Genomic DNA, 26,127 nt, shown 5'->3' with positions numbered 1-26,127 from the left:
GGCGCGGCCGTGCGGGCCGCGGGCCTTGTCGGCGGCGTCGCGGCGCTGGCCCTGGTCGCCACGTTCGTGCCGGTGCGCGAGGCGGCCGCGGCGATCGCGGAGCTGGGCGCGCTCGGCTGGTTCGGCGTCGGGCTGCTCGTGATCGTGCTGCTGGCGGGGCTCGTCCCGCGCACCCCGATCTCCATGGCGTGCGGCGCGCTGCTGGGCCCCGTCGCCGGGCCGATCGTGGCGGTCGTCGCGGCGCTCATCGCGGCCGTGCTGACGGCGGCGGCGGGCCGGTCGCTGGGGCGGGAGTTCTTCCTGCGCCACTCGGGTGGTCGGCTGCGCCGCCTGGACCGCTGGGTGTCGGGGCAGCGCACGCTCGGCATCGCGGCGATCCGCGCGCTGCCGATCGGCCCGTTCGGGCTGGCCGGCTACCTCTACGGCGCGACGGGCGTGCCGTGGCGGCACTACCTGTTGGGGACGGTCATCGCCGCCCCGCCGGCCGGCGTGAGCTACGCCCTGCTCGGCGCGGCGGTGGTCAGCGACAACCCGTTCGACCCGGTGACGCTGCTGCCGATGGCGGCGAGCCTGCTGCTCACGGTCGCGGCGGTCACCGCCTGGCGCCGCCGCGTCCGCGCGGCCCGGTCAACCCCCACTACGGCAGGAGAGTAAACGCGACCGTGTGCTTCGGGCGTACCGCTCCGAAGTGACGACGGTCAAGCATGGCAATTGCCGCCGCCCCGTGGCGTTCGGCAATCGCGATCACGAAAGCGTCCGCAGTGCCGAGCGGAGGATCGGCGTAACCTTCCACCAGATCCGCCACCTGCCACGTCACGTAGGAAGGCAGCCTCCGCTCGTGCGCCCGCGCGACCGGCCAGCATGTGGCCGAGCTCAGTCAACAGTGGTTGCGGGAGCAGCAGTGGACCTGGATGGTTCTCCAGGAGCCACGAACATCGCTGGTGATCGGAATCCTTGGCGGTTTGTGCCCGCCGAAGCGTGCGGTAGCAACCGTCAGGCCCAGGTGAGCGGGGGTTGGCCGGCCTCGGTGAGGGCCGCGTTGGCGGCGCTGAACGGGCGGCTGCCGAGGAAGCCCTTCGGGTTCATCGGGCTGGGGTGCCCGGCCTCCAGCACGACGTGCTGCGGCGCGGTGACCAGCGCGGCCTTCTTGCGCGCGTAACCGCCCCAGAGCAGGAAGACGACCCGCTCCGCGCGCGCGTTCAGCGCCCGGATGGCCGCGTCGGTGAACTCCTCCCAGCCCTTGTTCGCGTGCGAGCCCGGCTTGGCCTCGCGGACGGTGAGCACCGCGTTGAGCAGGAGCACGCCCGACTCGGCCCACGCCGTGAGGTCGCCGTGCTTGGGCGGGACGACGCCGAGGTCGTCGTGGAGCTCCTTGTAGACGTTGCGCAGCGACGGCGGCACCGAGACGCCCTTGCGGACGCTGAAGCTCAGCCCGTGCGCCTGGCCCGCCTTGTGGTAGGGGTCCTGCCCGAGGATCAGCACGCGGGTGTCGGCCGGCGAGCACAGCCGGAAGGCCGCGAACAGGTCCTCCCGGGGCGGGTAGACGGTCTCGTTCGCGTATTCCTTGTCGACGAAGGCGGCCAGCTCCGCCACCACGGCCTGGTCGAGGAAGGGCGTCATCGCCTCGCGCCACGGCGCGGGCAGCAGCTCAAGCAGATCGGAGGTCACGCGGACACGTTAGCGGCCCGCACCGACATTCCCGCGCCCGCCGTAGGAATGAACGTCAGCCGAAGCCGAGATTCGAGTTGTTGCCCGACACCGGGTCCGGGTAGGACCGGGCCTTCGTCGACCACGGCACCGGCCCGGCCGGGTGGCGGCCCACCGTGATGATCGTGTCGCCGTCGCCGGAGCGGAGGCTGGCCTTGAGCGACACGGTGAGCGACTTTCCGGCCTTGATGTCGGACGTCCGGCACCACAGCACGTAGTGCCTGGGGTTGTCCAGCGCCGGTCCGCCCGTGCAGCTGTGCAGCCCGGAGCCGGCGGAGATGGTGCGGGCGTCGCGGACGAACACGGCCACCCAGATCCGGGTGGCGGTGAAGGTGCTGGCGTTGCGGATGGTCGCCTTCATCGCGCCGCCCTTGCCCTCGGTCAGGCTGATCCCGAGGTCGATCGCCAGCGGGTTGGGCGGGAACTCGGTCGGCCCGGCCGACTGGTTGAACGCCTTGTAGGGGAAGCCGGCGCTCACGAACGCGTAGCTGCGCCACTGGAACCGCTGCACGCCGGACGGCTCGCACGCGTCGTACTCGGCGACCCGGGCGTCGACCACCCCGGCGCGCGGCACCCGGATCTGCGGGATCGCCTGGAGCTTGTACTCCATGGACACGACCTGCAGCCGCACGACGACCTTGCCGGACGCCTCCCGGTCGACCACCGACACCTGCGACGTGACGGCGCACGACCCCTTGGCCCGGCAGGCGAACAGCGCGACGGTCTCGCGCCGCCCGTCCCCGTCCACGTCCGTCGCGATCGCCTGCCTGATCGTCACGGTGTACCCGCCGAAGGTCGCCTTTCCCTTACGGAACCGCAGCTCCGCCGTCGGACACTCGTCCACGCCCCAGTCGAGCGGCATCAGCTTCTGCTCGCCGAGCGTGGCGAGGGTGAACGACGCGTCCGGCCCGGGAGCCGCCGTCGTGGGCACGACCGTCGCCCCCGCGGTGGCGCTGGCCGTCGGGCCGGCCGTGGCCCACACGGCGACCGGCCCCCCGCTGCCCCCACAGCCGGCAAGGGGAACCACTACCAGGAGTACGAGCGCCAGACGCCGCAGAAATCTGTCCACTGTGCTCTCCCCCGCGCGCACCGGTCACGATCACCGTCGATGTCCCTGGGACGCCCGCGATACTAGCCCCGGGCACGACCGGGGGCGTCCGCCGACCGGGCCAACAGGGCACCACCGGCGGATCGGCCGGACCGCTACGCTGCTCGCATGTCGGGTGAGTCCACCGCGACGTCGGCGGACCGGCGGGCGGCCATCGTGCAGGAGATCCTGTCGGTCATCCCTGCCGGCTGCACCTGGCTGCTGCCCGTCACGGACGAGGCCGGGCAGGTGGTCGACTTCCGGGTCGCGGCGGCGAGCGCCAGCGGTCGCGACGTGTACGGCCGCCCCGGCACCCAGCGGGTGGACGCCTACCTGAGCCGCCTGTACCCGAGCATGGTCGACGGCCCGCTGTGGCAGGTCTACCAGAAGGTGCTCGCCGACGGGGAGCCCGCCGAACTGTCCGACTTCCGGTACCGGGAGCAGCGCACCGGCGTCGTGTCCGAGGCGCAGTTCACCGTGAGCGTCCAGCGCGTACTCGATGGGTTGTTGGTGTGGTGGCAGCGGGTGGACGAGGACCAGCGCCGCCTGGACCGCACGGAGACCCTGGGCAGCCTCGGCTGGGCCGAGTACGACCTGATCGCGGGTCGCAGTGACTGGTCGCCGGGCATGTACCGGATCTTTGCGCGCGACCCGGACCTGGGCCCCGCGTCCCGCGCCGAGCAGAACGCGGCGATCCTGCCGGAGGACCGCGGGCTGGCCGAGGCGGCCTGGCAGACGATGGACAGCGGCGCCACCTCCGACGTGACGGTGCGCTTCGCGCTCGGCGGCCGGGTCAAGTACCTGCGGATCATCTCCGACGTGGCGCGCGACTCCGACGGCACGCCGTTGAAGGTCTACGCCGTGGTGCAGGACGTGACGGCGCGGGAGGACTCGCGCACCGCGATCGAGCGGCTCAGCGAGACCCTGCGCTCGCGCGAGGTGACGGCGCTCGCCGAGCACCGGCTGGCCGGGCAGCTGCAGAACCTCATCCAACCGGTGCCCCGCGAGCCGTTCGCGCTGGCCGGGCTGCAGGCCATCGTGAGCTACCTGCCGGCGGAGAGCGCGACCCGGGTGGGCGGCGACTGGTACCACGCCGAGACTCTGGCCGACGGCCGCGTAATCCTCGCCGTGGGCGACGTCGCCGGCCACGGCCTGGACGCCGCGACCGGCATGGCGCACCTGCGGTTCGGGCTGATCGCGTGGCTGTCCGCCGGGATGCGCCACCCCGGCGCGCTGCTGGCCCAGATGAACCGGCTCTGCGTGCAGCTCGGCGTGACCGGCACGGCCGTCATCGGCGTCTTCGACCCCCGGTCGGGCAGCCTGCGCTGGGCGCGGGCCGGTCACCCCGCGCCGCTGCTCGCCCGGTCCGGGCGGGCCGACGAGCTGGGCCGGGTCGACGGGATCCTGCTGGGCGCCGACGGCGACGCGACGTACCCGGTGGTGAGCCGGCGGCTGCGCCCCGACGACGTCGTCCTGCTCTACACCGACGGGCTGGTCGAGCGGCGCGACCGGTGGCTTGTGGACGACGTCCGGCACACCCTGGCGACGGTGGCGCCGGACCTGGTCCGCCTCGGCGACCTGCTCGGCTACCCCAGCCCGGACGACGACACCTGCACACTCGCGGTGCGTGTGCTCAGCGGTTGAGGCGCAGCCGCACCAGCGTGCCGGCGGGGACCGGGTGGGTCGTGACGTCGTCGCAGACCAGCCCGACGATGGCGAGGCCACGCCCGCCGGTCGCGTCGGCGGCCGGCATGGCGACGTCGAGCGGCCGGACCCCGCCCGAGTCGACCACGTCGCACACGACGTCGCCCGCGTCGGCCCAGACCCGCACCTGCCCGCCGCCGGCCGTGTGCAGCAGCGTGTTCGTGGCCAGCTCGCTCACCGCCAGGGTCAGCAGGTCGGCCTGCCCGGTCGCGAGACCCAGCGCCAGCCCGCGGGCGCGGACGAACAGGCGCACGGCGCTCAGGTCGGCCGCCGCCGAATACCACATCGTGTCCCCGCCGGGGAATGGGTCGCTCATGGCCGCAACAACCCCGCCACGCCGGTCAGGTCGAGAACCTGGGCCACGACACCGGACGCCCCGGTCACGTGCAGCGCGCCGCCGTTGCGGGTGGCCGTCCGGTGGGCGCTGACCAGCTCGTGGATGCCGCTGGAGTCCAGGAAGGACAGCCCGCTCAGGTCGACGGTCACGGTGCTGCCGGCGTCGAGCGCCTCCCGCAACGCGGCGACGAGCTGGTCACGCGCGGCCAGGTCACACTCCCCCGCGAGCGCGACGACGACCCGCCCGGCCTTCGTGGACGTGCGCGCCTCGAACTGGACCATGACACCGCCTCTCCGCCCCGACGTTTGATCCGGCCATCATGCCACCACCGGGCGATCAACCTCCGGTCGGAAAGACAGCTTCCGCTTGCGCCGGGCGACGGGTGCGACAAGGATCAATGCGCTGCGCCCCGTGGCGGCGGCGCGTGTGGAGGCTGTGATGTCTGCGGGGGCGGTCCTCGGCGGTCGCTACGAGCTGGTCGAACGGCTCGGCGTCGGCGGGTTCGGCTCGCTTCCGCCAGCTGGGACGGCACCATCCGGATCTGGAACGACCTCACCTGACGAATTTTGGATCTTCGGGATTTTCAGTCGCTCCAACGACCCTTTTCCCCGAAGATCCACAAACTCACAGGCTACCTACCGATGGACTCGCCCATCACGCCGCTAGCAGTCGATCAGAACGCCATCCATGACCGCGCGGAACGGGTTGATGTGCCGGTGCCAGCCCATCCGCGCCTGGAGTGGGTGTCCGTGCACGGCCCGCGGCTCCTGGCCGACGGCCGCGAAACCCGCACGGTGACAGTGCTCGTCCGTGTCGCCGCTCTCACGGAGCGGAAGTGACCGACCGTTCTACCTCAGTGGGCTGCTGCGCTGCTGCGGCGCGGTGATGTGGACGGTCAGCCGCGCCGGCAACCGGCGCTACCGCTGCGCCCGGTGCGGTCAAGGGTGTCGACGCGCTCGCCGCGGAGGTGGAGGTCTGGGAACTCGCCCACACCCGGCGACCGTGGCTCGGCTCGCCGCGGACGCCGTACGCATGGCGACAGGCGGCCCTCGGACGGGCGCTCCAGCACGTCGACGTGACGCGGGCCGGCACGGATGTCACTTCGTTCTCACGGCGACCAGGGACGATGGTGGCTACGATCGGGGCGTGTTGCCGTTGACGCCTGACGAGCTGTTGACCACGACGCGGAGTGTGCGGCGGCGGCTCGATCTTTCCCGGCCGGTGCCGATCGAGCTCGTCGAGGAGTGCCTGACCGTGGCGTTGCAGGCGCCCAGCGGGTCGAACACCCAGCGGTGGCACTGGCTGGTGCTCACCGATCCGGAGATCCGGCGCGCGATCGGCGAGCTGTACCGGCGCTCGTGCACCGCCTACCTGGAGTCGCCGGGCGCGGCGGGCAAGCTGTTCGCCGATGACCCGGTCCGCGGGCCGGTGCAGGAGCGCGTCGGCAAGAGCGTGGCGTACCTGGCGGAGCGGATGGGGGACGTGCCCGTGCTCGTCATCCCGTGCCTGCGGGTGCCGGGCGGGCTGGGCGGCGGGAACCAGGCCGGCACGTGGGGGTCGCTGCTGCCGGCGGCGTGGAGCTACATGCTGGCCGCGCGCGCCCGTGGGCTCGGTACGGCGTGGACGACGCTGCACCTGCGCTACGAGAAGGAGGCGGCCGAGCTGCTCGGCCTGCCCGACGACGTGTACCAGGGGGCGCTCATCCCCACGGCGTACTCCCTGGGGGTGGGGTTCAACCCGGCACCGCGCGAGCCGTTGGCGAAGGTCATGCACCGCGACCGGTGGTGAGAGTTCTACGACACGGTCACCAACATCGGCAGCGTCGCCTGGCAAATCTACCTGCATTGCATAGGGCTCTGCACGTAGCGCGCGCCGCACGTGCCGCCGGCATCAGGACCGCGGTGCTGTCGAACTCATTGGGAACCGACCCGCACGACCCATATCTTCCATACCGCTTGGACACCATTTTCGACGTCGTTGTCATGTCCACTGACCACGGCCCTAGCGGGTGGATTCGAGAAAGTCGCGAACGGTGGTGAGGGCGCGCCAACCGACGCGCCCTCACCACCATGGTTCAGCAGGCGGTGCCGTCCTTGTCGGGGTCGAGGCGCTGGACGTCGCGGCCGACCACCTTCAGCGGTGGGTAGCCGTGGGAGCGGAGCCAGCCGCACTTGTCCGTGACGCCCTGCGGGAAGACGACCGGGACGCAGATGTCCCTGTCGCCGTAGTTGTGGTCGCAGCCGTCCTGGCTGACGGGCAGCGTCACCTTCGCCGTCGGCGACGGGACCGGCGGCTGGGGCTTGCGGGTGCCGGTCGCGAAGCCCTGGACGAACGGCTTCGGCCGCCCTGCCTCCGCCGGCCGCCTGCTCGGCGGCGCCGACCTGGTCGGCTTGGCCGCGGTGCCCTTCGCGGGCGCCCCGGCGGCCGGCACGGGCGTCGGGGCGAGCGTGGCCCCCACCGGCACGGCGACGGCGTTCAGGTCGCCCGCTCCCCTGGCACTGCCCGCCGCTCCGACCAGCACGATCACCAGCACCACAGCGGCCAGCGCGACCAGTCCGTACACCACTGACACCACCCGATCACGCCAGCTCATGACGTCACCTCGCTTCGCGAGGCGCCGCCATGAGTATTGCGGCGCCTGATGATTCGCTCGCTGCGCTCGCTCATGAGACATGCACCCACTTCGCGACCGAGGGGACGCCGTTGGCGCCGAGGACGAAGAGCATGTACCAACCCGGCGGGGCCAGGTTGGGGTTGCTCGTCATGTTGAGGCCGACCGTCGACCCGCTCACGCTCATCGGCAGCTCGATGGAGCGCTGGTTCGGGTCCGACGAGTGGGTCACGGCGGCCGGGCGGATGAGCATGGCCCGGGTCACCGGTGCACTCACCGTGATCGTCTGGGTGGACCCGTACGCCCACTCCGCGCTGGACAGCGTGCGGATCTGCGGCCGCCCGCCCTTGAACAGGTACGGCGGGCTGTAGATCGACACATGGGTGGCGAACGTCCCGTTGCCCGGGTTGTCGCCGAACGCCATCACCCGCCCGTCGGGCAGCAGGAACGCCGACGAGTGGTAGGTGCGCGGCATCGGGTCGGTCGCCATGCCCGCCGTGAACGTGTTCGTCGTCGGGTCGAACATGGACGCCTCATACACCGGGTCGGCCCGGTTGTGCAGGCCGCCGCCGGTCTCGAAGACCTTCCCGTCGGGCAGGATGACCGCCGAGACGTACATCTTGCCCTGGGCGCCGGTCTGCGGCACGCCGCCGGTCAGCGTGCCCTGCGGCAGCAGCGGCCCGGCCACGTAGGTCGGGTTGGCCACCTTGAGGTCGATGATGTCGGTGTACCGGTTGGCGTCGGGGTTGGTCTCGATGTTGCCGCCGCCGATGGTCATGACCCGCTGGTCCTGCGCGGGCGGCAGGAGCAGGCTGGCCGACTGGTCGCGCACATCCTTGTTCTGCAGGCCGGGCACGTCCGTGACGGATCCGGTGGCGTAGTCGTAGATCGACGCCCCGGTGCCCGGCAGGCCGTTGCCGAAGACGTGGCTGCCGGAGTAGAACAGCCGCCCGTCCTGCATGAGGATCATCGACGGGTACAGGCCCCAGAACCGCCAGGTCTGGTTGGCCTCCCACAGCGCGAGCCACCGGTTCTCCGACGCCTTGTAGTACTCCGTGGCGACGGTGCCGGACGAGTCCTCGCCGAGGCCGCCGAGGGACAGCACGTCGCCGTTGCCGAGGACGGTCGCCGACGGGTACCAGTGCCCCGCGTTCATGTCGTTGATGCGGGTGTACGCGTTGGTGGCGGGATCAAAGATGTAGGAGTCCTTGAGTCCCTTGTAGCCCACCGTCCCGTCGGCACTGGGATAGTCCTTGTTGCCGCCCATCACCAGCACCCGGCCGTCGGAGAGCTGCACGTGCCCGGCGCAGAACAGGTCCGCCGGCGTCGGGATCTCCACAAACGTTCCCGAGTACGGCTGATAGAGGGCGGTCTTGAACGTCCCCGCCGCGAACAGGTCGGTGTCGTTGCCGGACCCGGCGATGAGCAGCACGTTGCCGTTCTTGAGCACCACGGCGTGCATCGCGCGGGCGGGCGCGTCGAACGGCATGACCTGCCACACGCCCTTCGTGCACGCGTCCCCGGCGCTGCAGTCCGTCCCCGGCGTGGACTGCGTCGCGTCGACCATCGCGTAGTCGTCGGTGATCAGCGTGCCGGCGCCGTAGATGGTGACGCCCCAGGTGATCTGGTCGGTGCCGGGCGGCACGGGCGGCGTCCGCACGGTCTTCTTCGTGTACGTGCCGGTCACGGCCAGGGAGGCCAGGTCTGTCCAGTACTGCCAGCCGTTGGCCACGTCGTGGCGGAACATCGTCATGACGGTGTCCGGTGTCGTCGTGGTGTACCAGACCGACAGGTCGTACTGGTGGCCCGGCGTGACGTTGGGCGCGCACGACGGCGACTCCAGCATCATCGCCTTGCGGTCACCCTCGATCCGGTTCGCGACGGTGACCGACATGGCGGTGGTGCCGCTGTGCGCGTTCGTGGACAACGCCCAGGTGACGTCGTTGCCACCCCAGCCGGACTTCTCCCAACAGACGGGAAACCCGTCGTCGACAACTTCCAGATCCCCGTTGACGAGCAGATCCGCGTCGGCAAAGGCTGTCGACGCCGGCATGGCGGCCGTGATGAGCAGCGTGAGGACCAGGATGCGCCGCGTCGCGCGTTCCCAGCGTCTTGTTGGGCTTCGTGTCATGGCGTCTCCCACACCGAGGGCGAAGGCTTGGACGTGCGGACGTACACGAGCCGGTCGAGCACGAAGAACCGGATCGCGAACATGACCAGCAGGGTGACGGCGGTGCCGCTCAGGTAGCCCAGGCCCAGTTCGCCGACGAGCAGCGCGAGGAGCGGGATGCGGGCCACCAGGTCGACGTTGCCGAGCACGGCGAACTGGCCGAGCCGGGCGAGCAGACTGCGTTGCCTGCGGCTCCGGAAGATCAACTTATCGGTGAGGACGAAGTTCCAGCCGATCGCGACCTGGTTGGCGATGACCGCGGCGGTCAGGTAGTGCACCCCGAACACGGCGGTGAGCACCTGCAACGTCACCAGGTTGGGCAGCACGCCGGACACGCCGACAGCGGCGTACCCGAGCATCCGCAGTTGACTCTTGCCCAACCGCAGGATGGCGAGGTGGCGCAGGAACCGCAGGCCCTCCTTGAGGCTGGACTTGGACTCCCCCGCGAACCGCGAGCCGAACGCGAACGGCACCTCCACGATCCGGCGCGGCTTCGTGCGGACCATGAGCTCCAGCAGGATCTTGTACCCGAGCGGGCGCAGCGTGGCCGCGTCGAGGCTCGTGGCACGCACGGCGAAGAAGCCGCTCATCGGGTCGGTGACGCCCGCGAGGGTGCGCCCGAACATCGACTTCGCGAGCAGGGTGGAGCCCTGGGACACCACGCGGCGGTAGGCGTTGGCCAGGCCGTCGCGGTTGCCGCCGTCGACGTAGCGGCTCGCGACGACGAGGTCGGCGTCCGCGTCGTCGCCGGCGGCCACGAGTTGCGGGACCAGGTCGGGCGGATGTTGCAGGTCGGCGTCCATCACGACGACCCAGGTGCCCTGCGCCCGGCGCAGGCCCTCGACCACCGCGCCGCCCAGGCCGCCGACCGCCTCCGGCCGGTGGTGCACGGTGACGGCGACGTCCAGGCGCTCGGCCGCGGCGTGGATCGCCTCGACCGTGTCGTCCGAGCTGTCGTCCACGAAGATCAGTTCGGTCTCGGCCGGGACGGCCGCGACGAGGCGGGCGAGCAGCTCGTCGATGTTGTCCCGCTCGTTGTAGGTGGGCACGACGACGGAGATATGCGGCGGATGGACGCCGGTTGTGGGAGCACCCACCCCTTCACGCTGCGCCACTGCGGTCATTGCGCCTCCTGGTCGACTCGTCGGATCTCGATGCGATCGTCACCGGAGCCGAACGTGACGACCACCTGGGAGTGGGTCAGCACGGCGGCGACGTTGGGCAGGATGTTCGGATCGGCGCGCATGGCCGGGGACGAGATGACGTAGTCGACGCTGCGCCAGCCGCGCGGCAGCGTCGCCGTGACCGCGGTGTCCAGGTCGAGCTTGTAGAACCAGATGACGCGCTCGCGCTCGAAGCCCGCGTTGACCGCGTCGAGCCACAGCACGTCGTCGAGCACGATGCGGGCGCCGGGCTCGACCGGCCGGTGTTCGCGCAGCCAGCCGGCGGCCGCGACGTACCGGGCGTTGTCCTTGGCGGTCACCGCCCGCTCGATGCCGGTCGCCCAGGTCGGCGCGATCAGGACCACGGCGGTGACCGCGGCGGCCACGAGCATCGCCACGTTGCCCCGGTACCAGCGGCCGTGGCGCACCGGGTCGACGGCGAGCATCCGGCGGGCCGCGACGTCGACGAGGCCGACCGCCGTGATCGCGAAGAACGGCAGCAGCCCGATGATGTACATGGCCGGCAGGTAGCCGCCTGGCCGCAGCGCCATCCCGGCGAGGAGCGCGGCGGCCAGGGCCGGGGCGCGCAGCCGTCGGATGAACAGCCCCGCGATGACGCCCACCGCGCCTGCCATGGGCAGCACCCAGTCGTAGAACACCCACGACCCGACGAGCTTGTTCGCCGACGAACCGAGCTCGAACACGCTGCCCGACCCGGTGCGGTTCTGCAACTGGAACTGCCACGCGCCGATCAGCGACACGTGGTCCGGGCCGGGGAACAGCTCGCCCTTGAGTAGGGCGTACAGGGGAAAGAAGACACCGACGAGCGCGAGGCCCGCGGTGGCTCCCACGAGTGAGTACGCGCGCAGGCCGCGCACCGTGCCTTGCCACAGCGCGACCGCCACGGCCGGCAGGGCGACCAGCATCGTCTCCTTGGACAGCACGGCCACGGCGGCCGCCGCGCCCGCCGCGACGTGATGCCACAGGTGCTTGCGCGGCGACAGTGCCAGCACGAGCGCCGCGAGGATCCACGCGATCGCGAAGGTGTCCAGGAACAGCTGCCGGTACAGGGTGACCGTCAGCGGGGACAGGCCGAGCAGCAGCAGGGCCGCGGCCGCCGTCGGGCGGGCGAAGCCGAGCCGGCGGGTCAGCACGTAGGTCAGCGCGAGGATAGCGGCGACCACGGGCACCATGGCGTAGCGGCCCACGGCCACGGCGAGGCCGCCGGGGTCGATGGCCGCCGGCAGCCAGGAGATCGCGGCCAGCTGCAGCCAGCCGAGCGGCGGATGGTCGTACCAGTACGTGTAGTGGGCCAGGCCCAGGCCCTGCTGGGAGGCCCACGCCTGGGCGAGGTAGGTGCCCTCGTCGTCGCTGGCGCCGGGGAACCCGCCTATGTTGGGCAGGTAGACGCAGCCCACGACGACGAGCAGGGCGGCGATGACCAGCATGTCCCGCGACGGTCGCCAGCGCGGCATCCGGATCGCGCCCAGCCGCCGCAGCAGGTCCGGCGTGCGGCGGACGAGCGCCGGTGTGCGGCGGACGAGCGCCGCCACGCGGCGCGGTGGGGTCCCCGGCGCGCCGGGGGTCGGCGTTCCCGACGCGCCGGGGGTCGGTGTCTCCGCCTCGTCCGGAGGGGCGTGGATGCCGGGCGGCTCCGCGACAGTCGTCATGCCGCCACCTCGCTCCGCGAGGCGTCGCCATGACTTTCACCTGAGCTGATGATGCCCTCGCTCCGCTCGGTCATGCCGCCACCTCGCTCCGCGAGGCGTCGCCATGACTTTCACCTGAGCTGATGATGCCCTCGCTCCGCTCGGTCATGCCGCCACCTCGCTCCGCGAGGCGTCGCCATGACTTTCACCTGAGCTGATGATGCCCTCGCTCCGCTCGGTCATGCCGCCGCGCCCTCGAGGACGGGCTCGCTGCCCTGGGGCAGGTGCGCGCCGACGTGCCGGGTGAGCTCCCAGTTGTTCTTCCCGGTCCACTCCCGCCACACCGCGCGCGCCGCGGCCAGCGACAGCACGAGCGCGTACGGGAATGCGCCGAGAATGAGCCGGGTGTAATGCAGCGGCCGAATACGCAACTGGTATTGCTTGCCAAAGTCGCGCAGCCCGACTATCTGGAACATCAACGTGGCGACCATCGGCACCACGGGAGCGAATGTGAGCAACGCAACATTCACCGGCACGTCCATTGCCAGGCCGATATACAGTCCGATCGGAATAGCGACGGCGGAGAAGGCTTGCACGAACGGGCCGGTCAACGTATAACGCGCGAGCATCCGCTGACGCATCGTCGGCAGTCGCTTCCAGTCGCGCTTGCGCAGCACCTGCAGGAAGCCCTGGTTCCAGCGCGTGCGCTGCTTGAGCAGGCTCATGAGCGAGTCGGGCGTCTCCTCCTTGGTGACGATCGCCGACTCGTACGCCACGACGACCTTGGCCCCCACGCACGACAGCCGGACGCCCAGGTCGCAGTCCTCGGCGAGGCAGGTGCCGTCCCACCCGCCCGCCTCGCGCAGCACCGCGGTGCGCACGAAGACCGTGTTGCCGCCCAGCGGGATGAACCCCTTGCGGGCGTGCAGGTGCAGCCGACTGCGGAACCAGAAGAAGTACTCCAGGCAGTTGTGCAGGCTGTACCAGCTGGAGTGGAAGTTGATCAGCTGGACGCCGCCCTGCACCACGTCGGCGCTGGTGGCCCGGAACGCGCTGTCGACGTGGGCGAGCAGGTCGGGGTGCACCTGGTCCTCCGCGTCGAAGACGCCGACCACGTCGCCGTTGCAGAACGGCAGCGCGGTGTTGAGGGCCTTCGGCTTGTTCTTGGGCACGTTCGTGTCGGTGATGACGCGGATCCGGGCGGGATCCGTGGCCGCGATCCGCTCCGCGACCGCGGCGGTGCCCGGGTCGTCGTGCCCCACGATGATCAGGATCTCGAAGTCGCGGTGGGTGGAGGTCATCAGCCGGGCGACCGTGTGCTCCAGCACCTCCTCCTCGTGCCGGGCGGGGACCAGCAGCGAGAACTTCAGGTCCTGGGTGCCGTCCGGCGCGGCGAACCGGGTGGCGGCCAGGGTCTCCGGCGTACGCCAGGCGTGCATGCTCCACCACAGCGTCATCGCCGCGAAAGCGAATAAGAGCACGGACATGGCAGCGAGCATGACGGCAGGCATTGCCCTCCCCTTCCCCAAGCAATGAGGCCAGATGGCACTCGCGATTGCCATGAGACGGAATTGGCAAGGGAATCGTCAAGGCGCGCCACAGGAAATTAACTGGCCGGGCGAATCACCTGTCGAGAACAAGACTGAAGGGCGCCCGGAAATCGGGCAAAAACGAACGCGTACATGAGTGAATGACAGGATCGATATAAGACGTTAACGAAATCAGAATAAGCGCGTACGACCCATGGCATTCACATGTTGGTGTCACGCGTGAAACGTCTGATGATTCTATTCAGTAGCGATCTTCGCGCTGAGATCGACGACCACCAGTCGGGCCCCGTGGGCCGGGTCTCCCTCGGGGCGGTCGAGCAGACCTTCGACCGCGTGAGCAGTCCAACGCCTGCGCGGACAGCGCCGCTACCTCGTCCGCTTCCACCGGCGGATCTTGTCATGCCGGGCGCCGTCAGGCGACCTCGCGCAGCGCGATCAGGCCCAGCTCGCGGTAGGCGGTCAGCTCCCCCGGCCCGCCCCGGGCGTAGGTGCCCGACGTCGGGGCCACGTCGGCGTAGTCCCGGCCCGTCGCCACCGTCACGTAGCTCGCGTCCGCCCGCCGGCCGTGACACGGGTCGAACGCCACCGCCTCCGCCCCGTCCGGGTGCGCCACGATGACCTCCACCCAGGCGTGCGTACCGCCCTGGCTGAGCAGGTGACCCGACACGTAGCGGGCCGGCACGCCGGCCGCCCGGCAGGCCGACACCATGATGTGCGCGAAGTCCTGGCACACGCCCCGACCGCCGGCGAGCGCCTCGGCCGCCGTCGTCTCCACGGTGGTGATGCCGAACTCGTAACGCAACCGCCGGTAGGTCGCGGCGCACAGCCACTCGGCGATGACCATCGGGTCCGTCCCGTGGGCGCGGGCGTTCTCGGCGAGGCGGAGCAGCGCGTCGTCGGGCTCCGTGAGCGGGCTCGGGTCGAGGTGGCGCGGGTCGGTGAGCGCCGACGCGCGCAGCAGCACGGGACCCGCGCCGCGCACCCGTTCCAGGATCGCGTGGAGCTGGAACTCCACGAACTCCTCGACGTGGGCGACGCTGAACCGTACAACCGTGTTCCCCATCGCGTCGCGGACCGTGCGTCGCCTCGCGCGGGCACCCGCGACCGCGACGCGCGCCCCGCGCAGGTAGACCTCGCCGTGCCGTTCCGGCGGCACGATCACCAACTGGTGGCGCAGCGCCTCGATCGGCGTGACGTACGTGTACCGGAACGTCTGGCGCAGCCGGAACGTGAGCCGGTCGGCGGCGGCCAGGTCGAGCGTCGTGTGGTCCAGGATCGGGGCGTCCAACAGCGGGCAGAGCTCCTCCGTCAAGTGGTCTCCTCGTCGGCCCAGACCACCATGGACTCCAGGCGCGGGGCACCGAACGTCGTCGCCATCGCCACGTCCGAGGCGTCGCGGCCGCGCCCGATCAGGATGCGCCCCTTGCGGGCGGCGTTGTTGCGCGGGTCGAACGTCCACCACCGGTCGCCGAGCCACACCTCCATCCACGCGGCGAAGTCCATCGGCGCCGGGTCCGGCGGCACGTCCATGTCGGGCAGATAGCCGAACACGTAGCGGGCCGGGATGTTCAGCGCGCGGCAGAAGGAGATGGCGAGGTGGGCGAAGTCGCGGCACACGCCGAACCCGGCCTCGTACACGTCGGCGGCGGTGCTGACGCTCGTGCTGCTGCCGTAGCGGAACGTCACCCGTTCATGCAAATGATCAATGATTGCCTGTACGCGCCGGTAGCCCGGCGGGTGGGTGCCGAACTCGCGCCAGGCCACGTCGCCGAGCACGTCGGGCAGGCAGTAACGGCTCGGCAGGGTGTAGAGCAGCACGTCGTCGGGCAGCTGTTCGGGCGGCAGTTCGGGAGCGTCGACGTCGACGTCCTCGGTGCTGTCCGGGACGAGTGCCAGCGCGTCGTAGCGCAGCACCGAGCGCCCGACCGGCAGCACGGCCCGCAGGCACGGGTTGCCGTAGTGGTCGACGTAGCGCCGGGTCACGATCTCCGGGTCGGTCGCCCACTCCTGCCGCGCGAGCGTGACCGGCGCCTCGTCGCGCGGCTGGACCTGGAACACCGTCGACGTCGGTACGCCGGCCTCATGGACGAACTCACACCCGATCCGCACCGCGCGCCGCTCCATCAGTCCATGGTGTGTGACGCGTGTTAGCACGAGGTAAACCGGCGACCCCGCAGTCTTATAGTCATTACTGCTATAGTGGCCGCATGACTGATCGGAGCGAGGTGCTGCGGGAGGCCATGCTGGAGACCGGCACCAGCCAGTCCGAACTGTCGCGGATCAGTGGTGTCCGCCAGCCGAGCATCAGCCAGTTCCTGTCCGGGCGGGGTCACCTCAGCGACGACATGCTCAATCGCCTGCTCTCCTGCATGGGCTATCGACTGGAAGTGGTCCGGCGAGCCGTCAAACAGGAGCTGGGTCGATCGCCCAACCGCTCCTGGCTGCTGCATCGTCAGCTTGCGACACACCTGACGCCGGACGCGCTGCGCCAGTGGAGTCCGATCGTCATGCGGAACCTGGACCGGCTGCGGACGACCGTGCGCGGGCAGCCACACGTGCGGAACCTGGACCGGTGGCAGCACCTGATCGAGGACGCCGACCTGTCGGGCCTACGATGCGTGATGACAGGCCTCGACACGGACTCCGTACAGATGCGTGAGGTCTCGCCGCTGGGCGGCCTGTTGTCGCAGGAAGAGCGCGCCGAAGTGCTGCGGCGGGCGAGCTGATGCGCAGGGATCAGCTCGAGCACGCGATACGCACGGCGTGTCAGATCATCGGCCAGGACGCCGTCGCGGTGATCGGTTCGCAGTCGATCCTCGGCTCCCTCGCAGAGGATGAACTCCCCGCCGAGGCCACGATGTCCGTGGAAATCGACATACTGCCTCTCGTCGATGATGACGAGGAGGTCGCACGTCTTGCCGACCTGATCGAGGGCGTGGCCGGCGAATGGTCGCCGTTCGCGGAGCAGCACGGGTTCAACATCGACGGGGTCGACGCGACGACCGCCGTCCTCCCGGACGGCTGGCGCGATCGCCTGATCAGGATCCAGAACGGGAACACGGCGATCTGTGCGTCGCCAAGCTCTGCGCCCTGCGGGAGAAGGATCAGAACTTCGTGGCCGCTCTGCTCGATGCCGGGCTGGTCAACGCCGAGGTCATCACAGAGCGCCTATCCACCGTTCCGGAGCAGCACCGCCCGGCCGCGCAACGCGCACTGGCCTGGCTCGCGGCCCGGTAAATCCTGGACCGGATCGGGTGCCATAACACCCGATCCGGTCCAAGAATGAGACCTACGCGACGATGCTCACCATGCGGCCCGCCACCACGATGACCTTGCGGGGGTCCTTGCCGCCCAGGTGGGGCGCGACCTCGGCCAGGGCGGCCTCGCGGACCGCGTCCTCGGGCGCGTCGGCGGCGACCTCGACGCGGCCGCGCACCTTGCCGTTGACCTGCACCGGGTAGGTCACCGTCTCCGCGACCAGCTGCGCGGGATCCGCCACCGGGAAGTCGGCGTAGGTGACCGTGGTGTCGTGGCCCAGGCGGTGCCACAGCTCCTCGGCCAGGTGCGGGGCGAACGGCGCGACCATCAGCGTCAGCGCCTCCGCCAACGGACGTGGGGTGCCCGCCGAACCGACCGCGGTGGCCCGGTTGGTCAGCTCGATCAGCTTGGCGATGGCCGTGTTGAAGCGCAGCTCGGCCATGTCGGTGCGGACGCCGTCGATGGTGCGGTGCAGCAGCTTGTTGGTGTCGTCGTCGATCGCGTCGTCGGTGACCCGCGAGGCGCCCGTGTGCTCGTCGACGATCAGGCGCCAGGTCCGCTGCAGGAAGCGCTGCGAACCGACGACCGCGCGGATGTCCCAGGGGCGGGACACGTCCAGCGGGCCCATCGACATCTCGTACACCCGGAAGGTGTCCGCGCCGTACTCCGTGCACATGTCGTCGGGGGTGACCACGTTCTTCAGCGACTTGCCGATCTTGCCGAACTCGCGGTTGACCGGCTCGCCCCGGTAGAAGAACTGCTCGCCGACCTGCTCGACCTCGCTCGCCTCGACGTAGACGCCGCGGGCGTCGGTGTAGGCCGGGGCCTGGATCATGCCCTGGTTGAACAGGCGCCGGTACGGCTCGACGGACGAGACGTGGCCCAGGTCGTACAGGACCTTGTGCCAGAAGCGGGCGTACAGCAGGTGCAGCACGGCGTGCTCGGCGCCGCCGACGTACAGGTCGACGCCGCCGATGTCGCCGTCGGGGCCCATCCAGTAGCGCTCGATGGCCGGGTCGGCCAGGTGCGTCGCGTTGGTCGGGTCCAGGTAGCGCAGCTCGTACCAGCACGAGCCGGCCCAGTTGGGCATCGTGTTGGTCTCGCGGATGTACGTCCTCGGGCCGTCGCCCAGGTCCAGCTCGACCTCGACCCAGTCCTTGCGGCGCGACAGCGGGGTCTCGGGCGAGCTGTCGGCGTCGTCGGGGGCGAAGGTGCGCGGCGAGAAGTCGTCGACCTCGGGCAGCTCGACCGGCAGCATCGACTCGGGCAGCGCGATCGGCAGGCCGCTGTCGTCGTAGACGATCGGGAACGGCTCGCCCCAGTACCGCTGGCGGCTGAACAGCCAGTCGCGCAGGCGGAACGTGATGGCGCCCCGGCCGTGCTCGTTCTCCTCCAGCCAGGCGATGATCCGCGCCTTGGCCTCGGTGACGCCCAGGCCGTCCAGCGACACCTCGGCGTTGGCGCTGTTGATCGCCGGGCCGTCGCCGGTGAACGCCTTGCCGTCGAAGCCCTCGGTCGGCTGCACCGTGCGGATGATCGGCAGGTCGTAGACCTCGGCGAACTCCCAGTCGCGCTCGTCCTGGCCGGGCACCGCCATGATCGCGCCGGTGCCGTAGCCGGCCAGCACGTAGTCGGCGATGAAGACGGGGACCGGGGCGCCGTTGACCGGGTTGGTGGCGAACGCGCCGACGAACACGCCGGTCTTCTCCTTGGCGTCCGCCTGCCGCTCCACATCGGACCTGGTGGCGGCGAAGCGGCGGTACGCCGAGACGGCCTCGCCCGGCGTGGCGTGCCCGCCCGTCCAGGCGTCCTTCGTGCCGGCCGGCCAGACGTTGGGGATCAGCGCGTCGACCAGCTCGTGCTCGGGGGCCAGCACCATGTACGTGGCGCCGAAGATGGTGTCCGGCCGGGTGGTGAAGACGCGGATCGGGCCGGCGCCGGTCGGGAAGTCGATGTGCGCGCCCGTGGAGCGGCCGATCCAGTTGCGCTGCTGCAGCTTGATCGGCTCCGGCCAGTCCAGCAGGTCCAGGTCGTCCAGCAGGCGGTCGCCGTACGCGGTGATGCGCATCATCCACTGCTTCAGGTTGCGCTTGAAGACCGGGAAGTTGCCCCGCTCCGACCGGCCGTCGGCGGTGACCTCCTCGTTGGACAGCACCGTGCCCAGGCCGGGGCACCAGTTCACGGGCGCCTCGGACACGTACGCCAGGCGGTGGTCGTTAATGATCTTCCGGCGCTCGACCGCGGACAGGTGCGCCCAGGCCCGGCCGTCGGGCGTCGCGCGCTGCCCCGACTCGTAGGCGGCGATCAGCTCGGCGATCGGTCGCGCCTTGTCCGCCTGGACGTCGTACCACGAATTGAAGATCTGCAGGAAGATCCATTGGGTCCAGCGGTAGTAGGCCACGTCGATCGTGGCGATCGAGCGGCGCGGGTCGTGCCCCAGGCCGATCATGCGCAACTGCTCGCGGTAGCGCTCGATGTTGGCCTCGGTGGTCACCCGCGGGTGCTGACCCGTCTGCACCGCGTACTGCTCGGCGGGCAGGCCGAAGGCGTCGAAGCCCATCGTGTGCAGCACGTTGCGCCCCGCCATCCGCTGGAAGCGGGCGAAACAGTCGGTGCCGATGAAGCCCAGCGGGTGGCCGACGTGCAGGCCGGCGCCGGACGGGTAGGGGAACATGTCCAGCACGAACAGCGGCGGCGCGCCCGCGCGGGGGTGGTCGGGATCGGCCAGGTCGCCCGTCGGGTTCGGGGCGTGGAACGTGCCGTCGGCGGCCCACCGGGCCTGCCAGCGCGACTCGATCTCGTTCGCCTTCGCGGCGGTGTAGCGGTGGGCGGGGATCTCGGCGTCCAGCGTCATCGTCTGCTTCCTATCCTCGTCTAGATCCATCATGAGCCGGGGCTGGGCATAAAAAAGCCCCTCACGCAGGAGGGGTGGCCGTGCCGACGTTGATCGTGGTCAGCACGGCTCGATAAGAAGCAGGAATGTCCCGGCCATGCCCGCAGTGTACCCCGTGTCCGAAGCGCGTCTCCACCGCATCCGACGCCATACCAGAACGCCGCTAAATTTCTCCGGCGATATGGTCATTCGTCCGGCGCCGACCGGACATTCGTGCTCGGCGGGTACCCACGGAGCGTGGCTAACCTGTAAGGATGCGGGGGTCTTCGCGGTTCGGCACGCCCCTGGCCACGGGCGTCAAACCCGCCGCGAACCGATCTACGCGCCCGTGCGTCGTAATCACGTGGCGTGGTCGACGAGGAGGAGACGCCGGTGACGATTCCGCAGCGCACGGGGGATGAGCTCGGCGAGGCGTTGAGCCCCGAGGAGTTCGGCCGCCAGGCCGGTTCGATCGTGAGGAACATCGAGCAGGTGATCGAGGGCAAGACGGCCACGGTGCGGCTCGCCCTGGCCGTGCTGCTCGCCGAGGGCCACCTGCTCATCGAGGACGTGCCCGGCGTGGGCAAGACCAAGCTCGCCAAGGCGCTCGCCCGCTCGATCGACTGCTCGGTCCGCCGCATCCAGTTCACCCCGGACCTGCTGCCCAGTGACGTCACGGGCGTGAGCGTCTACAACCAGGAGACCCGCGACTTCGAGTTCAAGCCGGGCGCGGTCTTCGCCAACCTGGTGGTCGGCGACGAGATCAACCGCGCCTCGCCGAAGACGCAGTCAGCCCTGCTGGAGTGCATGGAGGAGCGGCACGTCACGGTCGACGGCGTCACCTACTTCGTGCACACGCCGTTCATGGTCGTGGCGACGCAGAACCCGATCGAGATGGAGGGCACGTACCCGCTGCCCGAGGCCCAGCGCGACCGGTTCACCGCCCGCATCGCCGTCGGGTACCCCGACCAGCAGGCCGAGCTGGCCATGCTGGACCACCACGGTGGCCACGACCCGCTCGACGACCTGCGTCCGGTGACCGACGCCGTCACCGTCCGCCGCATGATCGCCACGGTGCGCGACATCCACGTGGCCGCGTCCGTCAAGCAGTACGCCGTGGACCTGGTGACCGCGACCCGCGAGTCGACCGACCTGCGCCTGGGCGCCTCGCCCCGGGCCACCCTGCAGCTGCTGCGCACGTCGCGGGCCGTCGCCGCGCTCGACGGGCGCGACTACGTGCTCCCCGACGACCTGCAGTCGCTGGCGGTGCCCGTGCTCGCGCACCGGATCATCCCGACCGCCGAGGCGCAGCTGGCCCGGCGCACCTCGGACGCCATCCTGGCCGACATCCTGCACCGCCTGCCGCTGCCCGTGGAGCGCCCGCGCCCCTCGCTGACCCCGCGCAGCCCCGTTGAGGCCCGCTTCGACACCGACGGGCGGAGGCGCTGAGGTGCGCACCGCCCTGCGCGGCCTGACCACCCGGGGGCGGTCGTTCCTGGCCGCGGCGGTGGCGGCCGGCCTCTCGGCGATCATTCTCGGCGAGAAGGACCTGCTGCGGGTGGCGGTCCTGCTCGCCGCGCTGCCGCTGCTCGCGGCGGCCTACGTGGGACAGACCCGGTTCCGGCTCTCCTGCACGCGCTGGATCGAGCCGGTCCGGGTGCCGGTCGGCTCGCCGTCGCGGATCATGCTGCGGCTGACCAACCTGTCCCGGCTGCCCACCGGCACCCTCATGCTGGAGGACCGCCTCCCGTACGCGCTGGGCAGCCGCCCGCGGCTGGTGCTGGAGCGGCTGTCCGGGCAGGGCGCCTCGACGGTGGCGTACACGGTCCGGGCCGAGGTGCGCGGCCGCTTCGACGTCGGGCCGCTGGCCGTGCGGGTCACCGACCCGTTCGGGCTGTGCGAGCTGACCCGCGCGTTCTCCACCGTCGGCCGGCTGACCGTCGTGCCGCAGACCGTCGACCTGCCGAACGTGCGCCTCGCGGGCGAGTTCGCCGGCAGCGGCGACAGCCGGGCCCGGTCGGTCGCCGTGCACGGTGAGGACGACGTCGCCACCCGGGAGTACCGCGACGGCGACGACCTGCGCCGGGTGCACTGGCGCTCCACCGCGCGCGTCGGCGAGCTCATGGTCCGCCGCGAGGAGCAGCCCTGGGACAGCCGGGCCACGATCGTGCTCGACAGCCGCAAGCAGGGCCACCGCGGGGACGGGCCGACCGCCAGCTTCGAGTGGGCCGTGTCGGGCGCCGCCAGCATCGCGCTGCACCTGCGCCGCAACGGGTACAAGGTGCGCCTGGTCACCGGCGGCGGGCTGGACATCGACGCGTCCGAGCGGGCCGGCGAGGGCGTCATCCTCGACGGCCTGGCCGAGGCGACGACCTCGGCCGCGCACGACATCGCGAGCCTCATCGAACGGATCCGCCGACGCTCCGACGGCGGCATGATCATCGCCGTCCTCGGCCAGCTCAGCGTCGCCGAGGCCGAGCTGCTCAGCAACCTGCGCGTCTCCGGCACCAACTGCCTGGGCCTGCTCATCGACGCGTCGACCTGGCGGCCCGCGCCCGGCCAGCAGCCCGACACCGCGCACGACGCGGCGGCCGTGACGCTGCTGCGCGGCGGGTGGCGCCTCATCGGCGTCAACCACGGCGCCTCGCTCGCCGCGCTGTGGCCGCAGGCCGCCCGGGGCACCCAGGGTTTCGCGCTGCGGGCGACGATGGCCGAGACGGTCGCCCGCGTCACGACCCCGGTGGGCGGTGAGAGCCGGTGAACGCGCGCCACCACGTCGCCGTCATCGGCGGCATCGTCACCCTGCTCGGCTCGATGAGCCTGTTCAGCGTCTTCGCGACGTGGAGCTGGTTCTTCTACTCCACCGGCGCCGTCATCGTCGTCGTCGGCACCGCGATGCTCGCCCGCAGCCTGCGGGTCCCGCTGTGGGCGCAGGTTCTGCTCATGATCACCGCACTGACCATCATCCTGACGCTCTACTTCCCCACCGGCGGCGAGTTCCTGGGGCTCATCCCGGGCCCCGACACGTTCCGGCACTTCGGCGAGCTGCTCGGCGAGGCCGGCGCGGCCATCCAGCACGAGGCGGCGCCCGTGCCGGACCTCGACGGCCTGCTGATGATCGTCACGCTCGGCGTCGGCGGCGTGGCGATCATCGTCGACCTCTGCGCGGTGGGCCTGCGCCGGCCGGCGCTGGCCGGGCTCGCCCTGCTCGCGATCTACTCCGTGCCCGTCGCCGTGCTCACCACGAGCGTCTCCGTCGTCCAGTTCGCGTTCGGGGCGGCCGGCTTCCTGTGGCTGCTCATCACCGACAGCGTCGACCGGGTGCGCCGCTTCGGCCGACGGTTCACGGGCGAGGGCCGCGACATCGACGTCTGGGAGCCGTCGCCGCTCGCCGCCGCGGGCCGCCGGCTCGGCGTGGTCGGCATCGTCATCGCCGTCCTGCTGCCCGTCGCCATGCCCGGCCTGACCACCGGGTTCCTCGACCAGCTGCGGCCCAACACCGGCGGGGTGGGCAACGGCCCGGGCACCGGGCCGGGCAGCGGCGGCACGGTCGACCTGTCCGCGATGCTCACCGGGTCCCTGCAGCGCGACCGGCCGTACAACATGGTCCGGGTGACCACGAACGACCCGGCGCCCTACTACCTGCGCTTCGGGGTCGCGGACCAGGCCGGCAACGACGGTTTCGCCAGCCGGAACACGTCCGGGACGGGGGCGCTGCCCGCCGACCCGGACACCGAACTGGAGACCGTCGAGGGCGTCACGGCCGAGAAGTACACGGCCAAGCTGGAGATGCTCGACTTCGACATGCACCTGGCGCCCATCTACCTGCAGCCGCTGGGCATCGAGGGCCTGGACCGCACGTGGGGCTGGGACAGCCGGTTCGACCTTGTCAGCTCCAAGCAGCAGACCACCGTCCGGCGCACGTACACCGTCACCTACGCGCGCCTCGCCTACACCCCGGCCGCGCTGCGCCGTGCCGGCACCTTCCTCACGGAGGAGCAGCGCAAGCTCACCCAGGTGCCGCCCGTTCCGGAGATCGACAACCTGGTCAAGCGCCTCACCGCCGGCAAGGACACCGAGTACGACGAGGTGCGCGCGCTCTACGGCCACTTCGCGCCCGAGAACGGCTTCACGTACTCGCTGAACGCGCCCAAGGGCGACAGCGGCAACGCGATCGTCGACTTCCTCGAGGGCAAGCAGGGCTTCTGCGTCCAGTACGCGGCGGCCCTGGCCTGGCTCGTGCGGGCCGCCGGGCACCCGGCGCGGGTCGCGTTCGGCTTCACCCGCGGCAGCAACCCGGTCAACGGCCAGTCCACGCTGACGAACTTCAACCTGCACGCGTGGACCGAGGTGTACTTCCCGAACATCGGCTGGGTGCCCTTCGACGCGACGCCGACGGTGGGCGTGCGCGGTTCGGTGACCAACACCTGGGCCCCGGACCTCGCCAGCCCCATCAGGCCGGGCGCGACGGAGGGTCCGGACACCGGGCCCCGGGCCACGGCGACGGCGAGCCCCGGGCCGACCGACCCGAACGCCGGGAACCCCGAGGGGTCCGGCGGGGCGGGCGGCGGCGACGCCGGGCTACCGCTGTGGGCGTGGCTGACGATCGTCGGTGTCGTGCTCGTCATCGCGGTCCTGGCCGCCCCCGCGATCGGCCGGGAGGCGCTGCGCCGCCGCAGGCGCGCGCGGCACCAACAGGTCATCGCCCTGGAGGTGGCGACGGACGCGGGCGGGGCGGGGGTCAGCGACACGCTGTCCGCCACCGACGCCGAGGGGGTCGCCCAGGCCCGGCGCGACGCCCACGAGGCGTGGGCCGAACTGCTGGACACCATGACCGACTTCGCCGTCCCCGTCGATCCGACGGAGACCCCGCGCGCCACGGCCGGTCGCCTGGTCGACCTCACCGGCACGGGCACGGACGGCGAGCGCGCGGTCGGCAAGCTGGCCCGCAGCGAGGAGTTCGCCCGGTACGCCCGCCGGCCGCTCGTCCCGGACGGGCTCGACGACGCCGTCCGCGGGGCGCGGCAGGCCTTCGCCGCCCGGGCCACCCGGTGGGAGCGCCTCAGCGCCACGTTCATGCCCCGCTCCACGCTGCTGCGGTGGCGCCTGCGGTGGTTGAGCGTGAGCGGCGCGACCGTCGCCCGTACGGGCCGGTGGCGCGACCGGCTCACCGCCCGGCTGAGCCCGCGCCGGCTGCTCACCGGCCGCCGCTGACCGCGTGATCCCGGCCGGGTCGCCGTGACCCGGCCGGGACGCGACGGTCCCCGACCGGGGCGGACGTTCGGTATCTTCGATGGCCATGACGCAGCCGTTCGACGTCCATCCGTGGGAACTGCGCGAGTCGGGCCTGGCCGTCGCCGCGTGCGGCGCGGCGGTCACCGTCGCCGAGGACCGGTTGCGGCCCGCCGACGTGGGCGCGGGCTGGGCGGCGGGCGCCGCGCTGGCCGACGCGGCGCGGACGTGGCACGACGCCGTCAGCGAGCTGGGCTCGGACATCACGGAGACGGGCGACAACATGGTCAGCGCGGCCGCGGCGTACCGGGCGGCCGACGAGGCGGCCCGCTGCCGCGTGTACGCCGGCTACGGCCGCTGATGGGGGTCGGCTGGGCGGCGCTGCTGCGCGACGATCCGACGCGGTGGCGGTCGGCGTCGATCGCCTGGGACGGCGTCGCCCGCGACCTGGAGACCCGCGCGTCGACGCTGGCGAAAGAGGTGACGCGGCTGCCCCAGGTGTGGACGGGCGGGGCCGCGGCCGGCGCGACGGCGCGGCTGTCCGACCAGCTCGCGCGGCTGCGCGCGGGCTACGCCTCGGTGCTCGCGGTCGCCCAGGCCCTCGACGAACACGCCACCGAACTGTCCACATTGCGCGGATCCGCGGCCGCCGTCGAGGACACCGCGCGTCAGCTCGGCCTGCGCGTCGACGCGGACGGCACGGTGCGGCCGCCGGCCGGGCCGCAGAACGAGTCGCTGGCCAGGGCTGTGTCGGCCGTCGTGTGGCGGCGCGACGCCGTGCTGCGCG

24 protein-coding genes are annotated in these 26,127 nt (G+C 71.4%); 11 read left to right on the top strand and 13 right to left on the bottom strand.

The window, feature by feature from the left end; genetic code table 11:
* A partial coding sequence (locus ABD211_RS31035) for a TVP38/TMEM64 family protein (protein WP_344139563.1) occupies positions 1-654 on the top strand: 654 nt, incomplete at its 5' end.
* Here ABD211_RS31035 and ABD211_RS31030 read toward each other — a convergent pair.
* The 3 genes from ABD211_RS31030 to ABD211_RS31020 all read right to left on the bottom strand — a co-directional run bounded on the left by ABD211_RS31030 (position 638) and on the right by ABD211_RS31020 (position 2,776).
* Positions 638-817, bottom strand: a complete 180-nt coding sequence (locus ABD211_RS31030) for a PIN domain-containing protein (protein WP_344139559.1) — start codon at positions 815-817, stop codon at positions 638-640. The genes ABD211_RS31035 and ABD211_RS31030 overlap by 17 nt on opposite strands.
* Before the next feature lie 176 nt (positions 818-993).
* Positions 994-1,668 (bottom strand): uracil-DNA glycosylase, encoded by a 675-nt coding sequence (ung, locus tag ABD211_RS31025; protein ID WP_344139556.1) that lies wholly within the window; start codon positions 1,666-1,668, stop codon positions 994-996.
* Between the two features lie 55 nt (positions 1,669-1,723).
* Entirely contained in the window at positions 1,724-2,776 is a 1,053-nt protein-coding gene (locus ABD211_RS31020; protein WP_344139553.1) for a hypothetical protein, read from the bottom strand.
* A 147-nt stretch (positions 2,777-2,923) separates the two neighbouring features.
* Here ABD211_RS31020 and ABD211_RS31015 point away from each other — a divergent pair, with 147 nt between their 5' ends.
* The gene (locus ABD211_RS31015) at positions 2,924-4,438 is read left to right on the top strand and encodes a PP2C family protein-serine/threonine phosphatase (RefSeq protein WP_344139550.1); all 1,515 of its coding nucleotides are present in this window, start codon (positions 2,924-2,926) and stop codon (positions 4,436-4,438) included.
* Here the strand turns inward: ABD211_RS31015 and ABD211_RS31010 are convergent.
* Together ABD211_RS31010 and ABD211_RS31005 are read right to left on the bottom strand one after the other, a co-directional pair.
* The gene (locus ABD211_RS31010; RefSeq protein ID WP_344139547.1) at positions 4,428-4,814 is read right to left on the bottom strand and encodes an ATP-binding protein; all 387 of its coding nucleotides are present in this window, start codon (positions 4,812-4,814) and stop codon (positions 4,428-4,430) included. The two genes, ABD211_RS31015 and ABD211_RS31010, sit on opposite strands and share 11 nt — an antisense overlap.
* A complete protein-coding gene (locus tag ABD211_RS31005) occupies positions 4,811-5,116 on the bottom strand; it encodes an STAS domain-containing protein (RefSeq protein ID WP_344139544.1) in 306 nt (101 codons plus the stop codon). Before ABD211_RS31005 ends, ABD211_RS31010 begins: the two co-directional genes overlap by 4 nt.
* Before the next feature lie 360 nt (positions 5,117-5,476).
* On the opposite strand from ABD211_RS31005, the gene ABD211_RS31000 reads away from it, so the two are divergent.
* Together ABD211_RS31000 and ABD211_RS30995 are read left to right on the top strand one after the other, a co-directional pair.
* Positions 5,477-5,674 (top strand): hypothetical protein, encoded by a 198-nt coding sequence (locus tag ABD211_RS31000; protein ID WP_344139542.1) that lies wholly within the window; start codon positions 5,477-5,479, stop codon positions 5,672-5,674.
* Positions 5,675-5,981: 307 nt separating this feature from the next.
* Positions 5,982-6,623, top strand: a complete 642-nt coding sequence (locus ABD211_RS30995; protein ID WP_344139541.1) for a nitroreductase family protein — start codon at positions 5,982-5,984, stop codon at positions 6,621-6,623.
* A 286-nt stretch (positions 6,624-6,909) separates the two neighbouring features.
* Here ABD211_RS30995 and ABD211_RS30990 read toward each other — a convergent pair whose 3' ends face one another.
* The 7 genes from ABD211_RS30990 to ABD211_RS30960 form a co-directional block, all read right to left on the bottom strand.
* Positions 6,910-7,428 (bottom strand): hypothetical protein, encoded by a 519-nt coding sequence (locus ABD211_RS30990; protein ID WP_344139538.1) that lies wholly within the window; start codon positions 7,426-7,428, stop codon positions 6,910-6,912.
* A 70-nt stretch (positions 7,429-7,498) separates the two neighbouring features.
* Positions 7,499-9,577, bottom strand: coding sequence for a galactose oxidase early set domain-containing protein (locus ABD211_RS30985; RefSeq protein ID WP_344139535.1), 2,079 nt, complete (start codon positions 9,575-9,577; stop codon positions 7,499-7,501).
* Entirely contained in the window at positions 9,574-10,713 is a 1,140-nt protein-coding gene (locus ABD211_RS30980) for a glycosyltransferase (RefSeq protein ID WP_344139532.1), read from the bottom strand. The genes ABD211_RS30985 and ABD211_RS30980 overlap by 4 nt, the downstream gene beginning before the upstream one ends.
* 23 nt (positions 10,714-10,736) lie before the next feature.
* A complete protein-coding gene (locus ABD211_RS30975; RefSeq protein ID WP_344139529.1) occupies positions 10,737-12,449 on the bottom strand; it encodes a glycosyltransferase family 39 protein in 1,713 nt (570 codons plus the stop codon).
* Positions 12,450-12,667: 218 nt separating this feature from the next.
* On the bottom strand, positions 12,668-13,915 hold the full coding sequence (locus ABD211_RS30970) for a glycosyltransferase (RefSeq protein ID WP_344139526.1): 1,248 nt from the start codon (positions 13,913-13,915) through the stop codon (positions 12,668-12,670).
* 475 nt (positions 13,916-14,390) lie between these two features.
* Positions 14,391-15,290: a transglutaminase-like domain-containing protein gene (locus ABD211_RS30965; protein ID WP_344139523.1), complete on the bottom strand. Its 900-nt coding sequence runs from the start codon at positions 15,288-15,290 to the stop codon at positions 14,391-14,393.
* Positions 15,287-16,102: a transglutaminase-like domain-containing protein gene (locus ABD211_RS30960; protein WP_344139520.1), complete on the bottom strand. Its 816-nt coding sequence runs from the start codon at positions 16,100-16,102 to the stop codon at positions 15,287-15,289. The genes ABD211_RS30965 and ABD211_RS30960 overlap by 4 nt, the downstream gene beginning before the upstream one ends.
* 116 nt (positions 16,103-16,218) lie before the next feature.
* On the opposite strand from ABD211_RS30960, the gene ABD211_RS30955 reads away from it, so the two are divergent.
* Both ABD211_RS30955 and ABD211_RS30950 read left to right on the top strand, forming a co-directional pair.
* Positions 16,219-16,704, top strand: a complete 486-nt coding sequence (locus ABD211_RS30955; protein ID WP_344139517.1) for a helix-turn-helix domain-containing protein — start codon at positions 16,219-16,221, stop codon at positions 16,702-16,704.
* Positions 16,704-17,264 carry a DUF6036 family nucleotidyltransferase gene (locus ABD211_RS30950; RefSeq protein ID WP_344139514.1) on the top strand — a complete coding sequence of 187 codons (561 nt, stop codon included), beginning with the start codon at positions 16,704-16,706 and terminating at the stop codon, positions 17,262-17,264. The genes ABD211_RS30955 and ABD211_RS30950 overlap by 1 nt, the downstream gene beginning before the upstream one ends.
* Positions 17,265-17,267: 3 nt before the next feature.
* Here ABD211_RS30950 and leuS read toward each other — a convergent pair whose 3' ends face one another.
* A complete protein-coding gene (gene leuS / locus ABD211_RS30945) occupies positions 17,268-20,090 on the bottom strand; it encodes a leucine--tRNA ligase (RefSeq protein WP_344139511.1) in 2,823 nt (940 codons plus the stop codon).
* Positions 20,091-20,507: 417 nt separating this feature from the next.
* On the opposite strand from leuS, the gene ABD211_RS30940 reads away from it, so the two are divergent.
* From ABD211_RS30940 to ABD211_RS30920, 5 genes are all read left to right on the top strand, one after another.
* Positions 20,508-21,557, top strand: a complete 1,050-nt coding sequence (locus tag ABD211_RS30940) for an AAA family ATPase (protein ID WP_344139566.1) — start codon at positions 20,508-20,510, stop codon at positions 21,555-21,557.
* A gap of 1 nt (position 21,558) precedes the next feature.
* Positions 21,559-22,869 carry a DUF58 domain-containing protein gene (locus ABD211_RS30935; protein WP_344139508.1) on the top strand — a complete coding sequence of 437 codons (1,311 nt, stop codon included), beginning with the start codon at positions 21,559-21,561 and terminating at the stop codon, positions 22,867-22,869.
* A complete protein-coding gene (locus ABD211_RS30930; RefSeq protein ID WP_344139505.1) occupies positions 22,866-25,322 on the top strand; it encodes a transglutaminase TgpA family protein in 2,457 nt (818 codons plus the stop codon). The genes ABD211_RS30935 and ABD211_RS30930 overlap by 4 nt, the downstream gene beginning before the upstream one ends.
* An 85-nt stretch (positions 25,323-25,407) precedes the next feature.
* Positions 25,408-25,701, top strand: coding sequence for a hypothetical protein (locus tag ABD211_RS30925; protein WP_344139502.1), 294 nt, complete (start codon positions 25,408-25,410; stop codon positions 25,699-25,701).
* Positions 25,701-26,127, top strand: a 427-nt coding sequence (locus tag ABD211_RS30920; protein ID WP_344139498.1) for a hypothetical protein, incomplete at its 3' end; no start/stop codon positions are given. The genes ABD211_RS30925 and ABD211_RS30920, both read left to right, overlap by 1 nt.

The organism is Luedemannella flava (assembly GCF_039528515.1).
Taxonomy (GTDB): Bacteria; Actinomycetota; Actinomycetes; order Mycobacteriales; family Micromonosporaceae; genus Luedemannella; species Luedemannella flava.
Note: the sequence above shows the minus strand (reverse complement) of the source record. Positions and strands in the feature narration are given on the sequence as shown.

What these genes read in the sequence shown, in the direction of transcription:
- ABD211_RS30950 (WP_344139514.1), top strand. Translation starts at nt 16,704, where the DNA reads ATGCGCAGGGATCAGCTCGAGCACGCGATACGCACGGCGTGTCAGATC.
- ABD211_RS30955 (WP_344139517.1), top strand. Translation starts at nt 16,219, where the DNA reads ATGCTGGAGACCGGCACCAGCCAGTCCGAACTGTCGCGGATCAGTGGT.
- ABD211_RS30985 (WP_344139535.1), bottom strand. Translation starts at nt 9,577, where the DNA reads ATGACACGAAGCCCAACAAGACGCTGGGAACGCGCGACGCGGCGCATC.
- leuS (WP_344139511.1), bottom strand. Translation starts at nt 20,090, where the DNA reads ATGACGCTGGACGCCGAGATCCCCGCCCACCGCTACACCGCCGCGAAG.
- ABD211_RS31000 (WP_344139542.1), top strand. Translation starts at nt 5,477, where the DNA reads ATGGACTCGCCCATCACGCCGCTAGCAGTCGATCAGAACGCCATCCAT.
- ABD211_RS31005 (WP_344139544.1), bottom strand. Translation starts at nt 5,116, where the DNA reads ATGGTCCAGTTCGAGGCGCGCACGTCCACGAAGGCCGGGCGGGTCGTC.
- ABD211_RS30970 (WP_344139526.1), bottom strand. Translation starts at nt 13,915, where the DNA reads ATGTCCGTGCTCTTATTCGCTTTCGCGGCGATGACGCTGTGGTGGAGC.
- ABD211_RS30990 (WP_344139538.1), bottom strand. Translation starts at nt 7,428, where the DNA reads ATGAGCTGGCGTGATCGGGTGGTGTCAGTGGTGTACGGACTGGTCGCG.
- ABD211_RS31015 (WP_344139550.1), top strand. Translation starts at nt 2,924, where the DNA reads ATGTCGGGTGAGTCCACCGCGACGTCGGCGGACCGGCGGGCGGCCATC.
- ABD211_RS30975 (WP_344139529.1), bottom strand. Translation starts at nt 12,449, where the DNA reads ATGACGACTGTCGCGGAGCCGCCCGGCATCCACGCCCCTCCGGACGAG.
- ABD211_RS31010 (WP_344139547.1), bottom strand. Translation starts at nt 4,814, where the DNA reads ATGAGCGACCCATTCCCCGGCGGGGACACGATGTGGTATTCGGCGGCG.
- ABD211_RS30960 (WP_344139520.1), bottom strand. Translation starts at nt 16,102, where the DNA reads ATGGAGCGGCGCGCGGTGCGGATCGGGTGTGAGTTCGTCCATGAGGCC.
- ABD211_RS30925 (WP_344139502.1), top strand. Translation starts at nt 25,408, where the DNA reads ATGACGCAGCCGTTCGACGTCCATCCGTGGGAACTGCGCGAGTCGGGC.